The organism is Magnetovibrio sp. PR-2, from assembly GCF_036689815.1.
In the GTDB taxonomy this organism is placed as follows: Bacteria; Pseudomonadota; Alphaproteobacteria; order Rhodospirillales; family Magnetovibrionaceae; genus Magnetovibrio.
Genome location: NZ_JBAHUR010000003.1, coordinates 171,911 through 182,386, shown reverse-complemented (window position 1 = coordinate 182,386; position 10,476 = coordinate 171,911). Strand labels below are relative to the sequence as shown.

9 protein-coding genes are annotated in these 10,476 nt (G+C 54.2%); 5 read left to right on the top strand and 4 right to left on the bottom strand.

Annotation, left to right across the window (positions count from 1 at the left end):
• Window positions 1-87: 87 nt before the first annotated feature.
• A complete protein-coding gene (locus V5T82_RS05705; RefSeq protein WP_332894647.1) occupies window positions 88-1,044 on the bottom strand; it encodes a diguanylate cyclase in 957 nt (318 codons plus the stop codon).
• Window positions 1,045-1,227: 183 nt separating this feature from the next.
• Here V5T82_RS05705 and V5T82_RS05700 point away from each other — a divergent pair, with 183 nt between their 5' ends.
• A complete protein-coding gene (locus V5T82_RS05700; RefSeq protein WP_332894646.1) occupies window positions 1,228-2,472 on the top strand; it encodes a NupC/NupG family nucleoside CNT transporter in 1,245 nt (414 codons plus the stop codon).
• Between the two features lie 3 nt (window positions 2,473-2,475).
• Here the strand turns inward: V5T82_RS05700 and V5T82_RS05695 are convergent, their stop codons facing one another.
• From V5T82_RS05695 to V5T82_RS05685, 3 genes are read right to left on the bottom strand one after another with little or no spacing between them, the layout of a single operon-like run.
• Entirely contained in the window at window positions 2,476-2,961 is a 486-nt protein-coding gene (locus V5T82_RS05695; RefSeq protein WP_332894645.1) for a type III secretion system chaperone family protein, read from the bottom strand.
• 25 nt (window positions 2,962-2,986) lie between these two features.
• Complete coding sequence (locus tag V5T82_RS05690; protein WP_332894644.1) at window positions 2,987-3,988, bottom strand: mitochondrial fission ELM1 family protein; 1,002 nt, start codon at window positions 3,986-3,988, stop codon at window positions 2,987-2,989.
• A gap of 20 nt (window positions 3,989-4,008) precedes the next feature.
• Entirely contained in the window at window positions 4,009-5,700 is a 1,692-nt protein-coding gene (locus tag V5T82_RS05685) for a thiamine pyrophosphate-dependent enzyme (RefSeq protein ID WP_332894643.1), read from the bottom strand.
• Between the two features lie 121 nt (window positions 5,701-5,821).
• Here V5T82_RS05685 and hspQ point away from each other — a divergent pair, with 121 nt between their 5' ends.
• The 4 genes from hspQ to V5T82_RS05665 all read left to right on the top strand — a co-directional run bounded on the left by hspQ (window position 5,822) and on the right by V5T82_RS05665 (window position 10,441).
• The gene (gene hspQ, locus V5T82_RS05680) at window positions 5,822-6,178 is read left to right on the top strand and encodes a heat shock protein HspQ (protein ID WP_332894642.1); all 357 of its coding nucleotides are present in this window, start codon (window positions 5,822-5,824) and stop codon (window positions 6,176-6,178) included.
• A gap of 83 nt (window positions 6,179-6,261) precedes the next feature.
• The gene (locus V5T82_RS05675; RefSeq protein ID WP_332894641.1) at window positions 6,262-6,939 is read left to right on the top strand and encodes an orotate phosphoribosyltransferase; all 678 of its coding nucleotides are present in this window, start codon (window positions 6,262-6,264) and stop codon (window positions 6,937-6,939) included.
• A gap of 179 nt (window positions 6,940-7,118) precedes the next feature.
• A complete protein-coding gene (locus V5T82_RS05670; protein WP_332894640.1) occupies window positions 7,119-8,105 on the top strand; it encodes a cytochrome-c peroxidase in 987 nt (328 codons plus the stop codon).
• Entirely contained in the window at window positions 8,105-10,441 is a 2,337-nt protein-coding gene (locus V5T82_RS05665) for a DAHL domain-containing protein (RefSeq protein WP_332894639.1), read from the top strand. The genes V5T82_RS05670 and V5T82_RS05665 overlap by 1 nt, the downstream gene beginning before the upstream one ends.
• The last annotated feature ends 35 nt before the right edge of the window (window positions 10,442-10,476 follow it).

Below are 10,476 nucleotides of genomic sequence, written 5' to 3'. Positions count from 1 at the left end.
ACAAAACACGCAAAAAGTGTCATCAAATCGCGATGATTGTACGGGCGTAACGCGTTAAAGAGCAACAGAAAAGCGTGATCTATAACATCACGAATAATACGCAAACGGGCGGAAGGCTTCTTTGTCTTGCGTCTTGCGTGACTGGGCCTGGGTCAGCGTTTTTTTCGCATAGGACTTCAACGTTTCCAGGGTTTCACTGTCATCGGGGAATGTGGACGCGCCGACGGAGGCGCCGATCTTCAGGGTATAGCCATTGACTTTATAAGGCTTGGATGAAATCAGCCCCGCCATTTTGCCGGACAACACATTGACCACCTTGGGCGATGCCACCTTGGTGAGAATGGCGGCGAACTCATGATCGTTGACCCGCGCCACCACATCGGTGCCGCGAACTTGTGTGGAAATCCGCTCGCCCACTTGGCGAAGAACCATATCGCCAACTTTAGCCCCATAGTCTTCTTGAACCGCGTCCATACCTTCGATACCGATCATCAACACCCCAACCTTTTCACGATTGCGCTTCGCCAGCGCTAAGGACTGGCGCAAGTGTTCGTCGAACATGGGCGTGGTGGACAGGCCTGTGACCTGATCGCGCATGATTTTGGCTTCCAGCTCGATCTCGCGACATTTCCAATAAAGCGCATAGGAAACACTTTTTGCCACGTCAAAGTCCGACATGTGGGACTTAACGATGAAATCCTTCGCGCCAAAGCTCAATGCGCGCAGCGCCGCCGTTTTGCAGGGGCGGTCGGCGATAAAAATCAAAGCCGTCATGAGTTTGGGCATGCGCGCAATCACAGGACTGTCGAGGCCGACATCTTCAGCCAGCGCGTAACTCAGCAAGCACACATCGAAGCTATGGCGCTCGAGCATATGCTGCGCCATTTCAATGGTTTCAGACACATAAACAGTAGAAGACGTACCACACGCCTTCACCACCTGATGACGCATTTGGTCAGCATAATAGGCATCGTCATCGACAATAAGAAATTTTAGTCCGTTTCCAGAAACGGACTTGCCAGATGGTTTTGACTGAACGCCCAATGCGCCCTCCTGAGGATTGAGGAAGGCAACCTTCTGTTCCCTTAATACTATAGTTTTAACGATTCTAATTACACATACAATAGTGCTATCCGATTAAGCGCATGGAATTCACGGTCAAAAATGTTCATAAGTCTACCCATATCAGCTAAAGTCTCCCTGTTTTGAATTCCTTAGGGGGAAACCATGGAAATCGCACAAAGCCTCGTCGGATTGGTCGTTTTGACCGGATTTGCCTGGTTGATCAGTGAAAACCGCCAATCTTCCGCCGCTCGCGTTGCCCTTGTGGGCTTGACCGTACAGTTGGTGCTCGCGCTGATTCTCTTAAAAATGCCCTTCACGCAGCAGCTGTTTATGGTTCTCAACGACGGTGTTTTGGCGTTGCAGGATGCGACCAAGGCCGGAACCTCCTTTGCGTTCGGTTATTTGGGGGGCGGCGATTTACCGTTCGAAGAACCCTTCCCCGGCGCTTCGTTCGTCTTGGCATTTCAGGCCTTGCCGCTGATTTTGATGACCAGCGCCCTCTCGGCCTTGCTGTTTTATTGGGGCATCTTGCCCAAAATCGTGCAGGGCTTTTCCATCGTTTTGCAAAAATCAATGGGCGTCGGTGGCGCGGTGAGTGTCAGCGCGGCCGCCAACGTATTTGTCGGCATGATCGAAGCCCCGCTGTTCATCCGCCCCTATTTGGAGCGTTTGACACGTTCAGAGCTGTTCATGGTCATGACGTGTGGCATGGCGACCATCGCGGGCACCGTGATGGTTCTCTACGCAACCTTTTTGACAGGTGTCATTGACGGGGCCATGGGCCACATTCTGAGCGCCTCCATCATCAGCGCGCCTGCCGCCATTATGGTCGCCAAACTGATGATCCCGGACGATGGTGTACAAACCGAAGGCGAAGTCGTTAATCCGTCTCCGTCACACAGCTCCATGGACGCCATCACGCGCGGCACCTTGGACGGTGTTGGCTTGTTGATCAACGTTGTCGCCATGCTGATTGTATTTGTCGCTTTGGTGAGCTTAGTCAATTCCATCCTGGGCCTTCTCCCCGACATGATGGGCAGCGCCTTGTCCTTGGAACGCCTGTTGGGTTGGGTTATGGCGCCGGTGGTTTGGCTGATGGGCGTACCGTGGACGGAAGCCACCACGGCGGGTTCGCTCATGGGCACCAAAACGGTGCTGAACGAACTGATTGCGTATCTGCAGATGAAAGGCCTGCCTGACGGCGCTTTGTCAGAGCGTTCCAAACTGATCATGACTTATGCCATGTGCGGCTTTGCCAACTTCGGCAGCCTAGGCATCATGTTGGGCGGCTTAACCACCATGGTTCCCGAGCGCCGTTCCGAGATCGTCGCGCTCGGCATGAAATCGATACTGGCCGGCACCATCGCCACATGCCTGACGGGCTGCTTTGTTGGGATATTGATGTAGAGGTTAGTCCATAACCGACTCATCTAAGTGATCTTTGTAGAGCTCTTGCTGGTTTTGCCAGAGCTCTAACTGTGCGTCGATGTTGTCCCAAGAAAAGCCGCCGCCCACGTGCACATACCAAGACAGGTACGTGAACTCGTCATCGCGAAAGCCGCGTGCATGTCCGACTTTGAGGTTCCAGTCGTCAAACGTTTTTTGTTTGATGGGAAAGCCAGGGCGCTGATAGGACCAGTATTCATAGCCCGCACAAGCCCGGATCAGGAAATTCTCTTCACCCTCAACACAATTCATCAGGCGCATGGCGAAACGTTTGGATGGGTCGTCTTCATCCACACCCGGCGGTGTGACCAATAATTGCGGATGGTCGTACTCGTCTTCATGCAAAAAGACTTCATAGCCCTTTGCCTTCAAATGCGACTTCAGGGCTTTGGCGGTGATGTTTTGCACCATCTCCCCTGCTTGTGCAGGAAGTGCAATCATCAGAGCCACAGCAAACAATCCCCCTCGGATCATCTTACGAACTCCCATCACTGAGATTGAGGCGTTTGCGCAATTCCGCGGCAACTTCAAGTGCAGCATTCAGCGGATCATGCGACCAGTCTTCCAACGCGTCGGCACTTTCCAAAGGCCTTGCGAAGCCGCGATCATATAGATCAGAATGCAAACGACCGTGTTTCAAGGACGTCAGCTTCTTCGGTGCATAAATATACACCGGCACCCCCGTGGCGCACACTTCGGAACACATGGACATACTGTCCCCGGTTACGATGATGTGATCCGCTAAGGCCAAGTAGCCCATGTAAGGGTTTTCCCCTTCATCGCCCCACTTGAAGATATTCGAAGGCACGTCGCCCAGAGCTCCGATTAAAGCTTGGGTGGCTTCCGGTGAAGAGCGGCGCGATGTTGTGATCAGCAAACTGCCACCAGCCTCACTGGCCAGTTTTGCAGCACGTTCACCGAGTTCTTGCGCCATGGCAGGGCTGAACTTTTTACGCTTGGTATCGCCGCCGACGATCAGGGCGATATGTGGCTTGGGCAAAGTGTCGAACTTACCGCCCCACTGCATGCGGGCTTCGGCCATGGTCTCTGGCGTCACACTGTGTGGCGATCCTGTCATGGTAAAGCGATTTTCTGCTTCGCCCATGCCGTCGTGACGCGGCACGGCGATGAGCGAGAAATCGTCTTCCCCGCTGGAACCTGGGTGCATGATCTGAACTAAGAACGCTTTGCCACCCGACAGTTCCTTGATCCGGCGCGCAACGGGGGCCGTGCGCCGTCCGGCTGCAATCACGATGTCCGGCCAAGGCGCGGCCAAGTTCACACGGCTGGACTGGGTCAGCATGGAAAAGGACGCCATCAGCATATAGTTTGGCAAGGCCGCTGCAGCTGTATAAGCGATTTCTTTAATCTCAAACGGCAAGCCCAAAGCCCGGGCAACACCCAAAACCTGTGACTTGTTTCCCGCGCGGTCATCAATCAAAAGCCATACGCGTGCGTGGTCGCCTGAAAAGGCCATAAAGGATTTTCCCTGTTTTCTTATTGTTTCTCGGCCGCCGAGCGAATGGCGTCCAAGGTTGTTCGGGTGGTGATGATATTGGCATCGAAGCGCACGTCAAGTACGCCGACGGTTCCAGACGCCAAAGCGCTCTTGACGGCGGGTAAAAACTGTTCCGTGCGCTCCACCACATCCCCATAGGCGCCATAGGCCCGCGCCAGCTCTGCAAAGTCGGGATTGTGCAAATCCGTGGCGATTGTGCGCCGGGGAAAGCGCCGTTCTTGATGCATGCGAATGGTGCCATAAATGCCATTGTTGAAGACCAAGATCAGTTGGCGCAGCCCCTGCCCCACAGCCGTTGCGATTTCTTGGCCGGTCATGCCAAAGCCGCCGTCGCCGACAAACGTCACGCATTGACGGTCTGGAAAGGCCGTTTGCGCCGCCACACCGCTGGGCACACCGTAGCCCATGGCCCCGTTGGTCGGGCCTAAGAATCTGCGCCCCTTGGCAAAGGACAAATAGCGCTGTGCCCAGCCGGAAAAGTTACCCGCGTCGACCGTGACGATGGCGTCGTCATCCAACGCTTCATCCAAGTCTGCCATGCACTGGGCCAAGTCCAAAGGGCCCGCGATGGAATGGGGCCTGCGCCACGCGTCTAGGTCCGCCCGCGCCTGCGCGCGCCACCCGGCCCAACTGTCATTCGTCTTCGCCAGATTTTTAGCCGCCGCCGCAAAGGCCGCAGGCCCGCACCCCATGCCGATGGCAGGTGGAAACACACGGCCCAACTCAGCCTGGTCCACATGAATATGAACCAGTTTATGCTGCGCAGTCTCTGCGTCCAAAAGCGTATAGCCCTGGCTGGTCATTTCGCCCATGCGCGCGCCCACAACCAACAACAGATCGCAGTCGTTGATGCGTTCCACCAAGAGCGGATTGGGCGCAATGCCCATTTCACCGACGAAACAAGGGTGTGCATTGTCAAACACGTCCAAGCGGCGCATGGAACAGCACACGGGCAAGTCCATGGCCTCGGCAAAGGCCACAATGTCTTCACGGCCCTGAGCGGTCCAGCCGCTGCCCCCGACCATGACCATGGGACGCTTTGCCGCCATCAAACGGTGATGGACACGCTCCAAATCGCCTTCGTCCATGAACGGCTGGGAGACGGGTTTTACAGGTAAAACCGTGACGCCCGCCTCCTCGCGCAAGACGTCTTCGGGCATAACCAAAACCACGGGCCCAGGACGTCCGCTTTGCGCCTGTTCAAACGCCCAGGCCACGTCACCCGGTGCATCTTTTGCAGATTTGATCATGCGCACGGCCTTCGCCAACGGGGCGAACATCTGTTCAAAATCGACCTCTTGAAAAGCTTCACGGCCAATGTCTTCGCGGCGCACATGGCCCACCAAATAGACCATGGGCGATGAATCCTGAAACGCGGTGTGCACACCGATGGAGCCGTTGCACGCTCCAGGCCCCCGCGTCACCATGCACACCCCGACAGAGCCGGTGAGCTTCGCATAGGCTTCGGCCATAAAACTCGCCCCATTTTCATGGCGGCACGAGACCATCTGCAGCGTGTCCCGGCGGTCATAAAGCGCGTCCAAGACCTCCAGATAACTTTCACCCGGCACGCAAAAGACCTTTTCGACGCCGTGAGCGTCCAATGCGCGGGCAATGAGCGCTCCGCCGTTGGCAGTTTCTGGATTCGAGGAAGGGGTCGTCTCGATCATAAGCTCTCCTGAATTTGCGCCAGTATATCAGAACCCTAAAAATGAGAAATGTCATGGTTGACCGCAAACGATTTTCGCGGGAAGCTTATGGAAAGTAGACACGGAACAGCTGGAGCCTTAAGTGCCTCACAATACGTCCAAACCCGACTTACCCATACGTGATCGTGCCAAATTCGCGGTTGGGCAGTTGATCCACCACACGCTTTTCGACTATCGGGGCGTCATCGTTGACGTTGACCCTCAGTTCCGTGTGGGGGCGGAGATGAAGGCCCAGGACCAAAAACCTAAGATCCTCCAAGCGGATACACAACCGTGGTATCACGTGCTGGTCGATGGCACCGCGAACCGCGCGTATGTCTCCGAAGAAAATTTAGAGCCCGACTTCGAAGGCGGCCCCATCGACCACCCCGACGTTATCGACTATTTCGGCAAATTGACCCAAGAAGGCTACGTCAGTCATACCCATAAAGTCCATTAAACCCACTGCCCAATCCCTCCCTTTACTTTGACACGCAGCAACGCCATAAACGCGTTCAAACCCACCGAATTTGGAGACTTACCGTGAGCGTAAAGCGCAATCCCGCAGGCTTGGAAGCCGCAAAAATTCTTTTGGATATCGAAGCCGTCAATTTCCGCCCAGAAGAGCCCTATACGCTGACCGCTGGCTGGGCTAGCCCGGTCTACATCGATTGTCGCAAATTGATCTCGTTTCCGGTTGAACGCACGCGCATGATGGAACTCGCCGTCGAAACTTTGCAACGCGATAGCGATCTCGGCGCTGTGGACGCCGTTGCCGGTGGTGAAACTGCTGGAATCCCCTATTCCGCCTGGATTTCACACCTCACCAACAAATCCATGCTGTATGTCCGCAAAAAGCCCAAAGGCTTTGGCCGCAACGCCCAAATCGAAGGCCATATGCCCGAAGGCAGCCACGTCTTGCTGGTCGAAGACCTCGCCACCGACGGCGGCTCTAAAATCAACTTTATCAATGCCTTGCGCGATGCTGGGGCAACCGTTTCCGACGCATTTGTGGTGTTTTTCTACGGCGCGTTCCCAGGTGCTTTGGACACCTTGGAAAAAGAAGGCGTCACCATGCACTACTTGGCCACCTGGCAAGACGTCTTGGAAGTCGCCGAAGAACGCCTAGCTTTTTCACCCGAAGCCATTCAAGGGGTTAAGGATTTTCTGGCCGATCCCATTGGTTGGTCGGTTGCGAAAGGCGGCAAAGGCGCTGATTAATCTTACTTTTTAACTTAGAGGGCCTTCAACCTTCACAAATTTGACATTTCACATGGCCTTTTGGGTGGAAACTAACTAAAAAGGACTAAGTAAAAAGGAACAAATCGAGGGCACTTTTGATACGAAAAACCTGTGATTGGTTTTCGGCGCACTATGGGGGAACCTCTGTTGGGGTTTGGGTGCAAAACTGGAAGCCTCTGGCTCTAAGCTCAGTGGTGGTGGTGATTGCGATGTTTGGTGTGGTTCCAACTGCACTGGCGACGCAAGACTTGTGGCGTGGCTCAGCCCTGTCACCGCTTCCCGCAGCCCCTAACAATATAGATTTGCGCAAAGTCCGTCTTGGCGAAGAAATGTTCCACGACCCGCGCTTGTCTGCTGACGACACCATCAGCTGTGCGAGCTGCCACGACTTAAATGCGGGTGGCGCAGACGGTCTGTCCAAACCTGTCGGCATCGGCGGCACAAAGGGGGGCATCAACACCCCGACCGTGTTCAACAGTGCTTATAACTTCAAACAATTTTGGGATGGCCGCGCAGAAAGCTTGGAAGAACAAGCCGCAGGCCCTGTGCACAATCCAGCTGAAATGGGCTCCAACTGGCCCGAGGTCGTCGACAAACTGAACCAAGACGAACGTATCCGCGAGCTGTTCCAAGAGATTTACCCAGACGGCATCACTGGCGACAACATTGTCGATACCATCGCCACGTTCGAACGCACTCTGGTCACCATCGACGCCCCTTTCGACCGTTATTTACAAGGCGACCAGGACGCGATATCCGAACAAGCCGCACACGGTTATGAGCTGTTCACGTCCTACGGATGCGTTTCCTGCCACCAAGGCGTCAACGTCGGTGGCAACATGTACCAGACCATGGGCATTTTGGCCGATTATTTCCGGGATCGCGGCAATATCAAAGCCAGTGACATGGGACGCTTCCAAGTCACAGGGCGCGACGAAGACCGTCATGTGTTTAAGGTGCCGAGCCTTCGCGTGGTCAAACACACCGCCCCCTACTTCCACGACGGCAGCGCCAAGACGTTGGACGAAGCCGTGAAATTTATGGCCAAATATCAATTGGGCCGCGACATACCCGATGCGGATGTTAAGGCTATTGTTGCGTTCCTCGAAAGCCTTGCTGGCGAATACATGAGGTTCGATCCTTAATGACACCGATCTCGCGCCCAGTGCCGTACATGATGTTTGCTGCAACCGCGTTGCTTGGCTTGCTGTTCTACGTGCAAACGCAGCAATGGGATTTGAACCGGCACAACCGCGCGGCGCAAAACATCATCTTGCTCAAACAGCTCGACACACGTTTGAACGAAGAAACACTCCGTGCGTCGGCTCTGCAACTCAGCAACTACGATTCCATTGTGCGCATCATGGAAGACATGCAAGCCGTTGGCGCGCGTCTGCACAACACCGAAGAAGGTCTGTATGGGTTGATCAACCCCCACATCGACAAGGGGTTGAATACATTTCAATCGTTGATGTTGAAAAAATTCGATCTGGTGGAAAGCATCAAATCGCGCATGGCGATCGTGCGAAACTCCATTAACTATTTACCTCTGGAAGTTGGGCGCATCACCGAAGGGCGTACCGACCTCGCCGCGATTTCATTGCAACGCCTCATCAATGCCATGTTATCTGCCAACTTGATCCCCTCCGCCGACAATCAAAGGGCTTTGCTACACCAAGTCGGGCAAGCCGAAAGCTTAGCCCCCAACGAAGAGGATGCAAAAAAGATCAAGGCTGTGCTATTGCATGTCCGTGCAAATATCGACGCGCGACAAGCGACCGTGCGTTATATGAACGACTTCGTCAGTCAGCCGACCATCTCCACACTCGACAACATTTTTAATGAGCATCTGGCCTTCACGGTTGAACGCATCGAGTTCGCGAACATCATGCGTATTGTCTTGCTGGTTTTGGCCGTCGTGCTGTTTGCCGGATTGTCCATAACGCTCTACAAGCTGCGCGTCGCCCACGATCAAGCCCGCATGACATCACGCCAATTCCGCGATGCAGTGGAAAGCATCAACGAAGGCTTTGCCTTCTTCGATGCCAAGGGACACTTATCGTTCTGGAATTCAAAGTTTGCCGACTTGCACAAAGGCCTTGGCGAGAAGCTCAGCAAAGGGATCACTTACGAAGAATTCTATTCGCTGTGCAGCCGTGAAAAAGTCTATCAAAGCTTTGAGCATACAGACGGCCAAATCGACACCGACTTTTCTCAAGGCATGAGCCGGCCATACACTGTTAAAGCCGCAAACGGTCTATGGTTTATGGCAAGCGATAGCCGCATGGCTGACGGTGGCATGGCATGCGTGCGTGTCGATATAACCGACACCAAACGCTCCGAAGACGAATTGCGCCAGCTGTCACGCGCCGTGGAACAAAGCCCCGCAAGCGTGATGATCACCGACACCTACGGCCATATTTCCTACATCAACCCCAAGTTCGAACGTGTGTCGGGCTACAGCTATACAGAGGCCGTGGGGCAAAAAGCGAATTTGCTGAGCTCTGGCGAAAAGTCACCCACCGAGTACGCCAACCTTTGGCAAACCATTTCCAACGGTGAAGAATGGCGCGGCGAGTTCCACAACAAGCGCAAAGACGGCACCTTGTTTTGGGAATACGCTTCAATCTCCCCCGTCAAGGACGAGCACGGTAAGATCACGCACTTTCTCGCGGTCAAAGAAGACATTACCGAGCGTAAACAAGCCATTTCAGAACTCATGCGCGCCAAGGAACAAGCCGAGCTGGCGAGCCATGCCAAGACACAGTTCCTGGCCAACATGTCGCACGAACTGCGTACACCTTTGAACGCGATTATCGGGTTTTCCGAGATCATCAAAGAACAAATGTTCGGACCGCTGGGTAATGATAATTATATCGAATACAGCGCCAACATCTTGGCGTCCGGCCATCACTTGTTGGACGTCATCAACGACATTTTAGACGTCTCTCGCATCGAAGCGGGCACTATGACCATTCGCGAAGATGTGGTGGACCTGGGCCACCTGTGCGACGAAAGCATTGAAATGGTGTCCCCACAAGTTGAAATGGCGAAGCTGGAACTATCAAAGTCTGTCCAAGACAGCTTGCCGTTATTGCGTGGCGACATGATCCGCATCAAGCAAATCATCATCAACTTGCTGTCTAACGCCATCAAGTTCACCCCCCAAGACGGTAAGGTCGAATTAGTTGCCGCTGAGAACAAAGACGGCTCCGTGAGCTTGATCGTTCGCGATACCGGCTTTGGCATCCCCATCGACAAACAAGAAAAAATCTTGGAACCTTTTGAACAGGTCAGCGACATCTATAACCGCAACCACGAAGGCAGCGGGCTGGGCTTGTTCTTGGTCACCTCGTTCGTAAACTTGCACGACGGCACACTGACCATTGAAAGTGAAATTGACCAGGGCACCACCATCACAGTGACCTTTCCCGCCACGCGCAAAGCAACACTGAACGCCGAAGAGCTCTACAGCTCTTAAAAAACGATTGCTTGAACGAGTGTGATGTCCCAAGC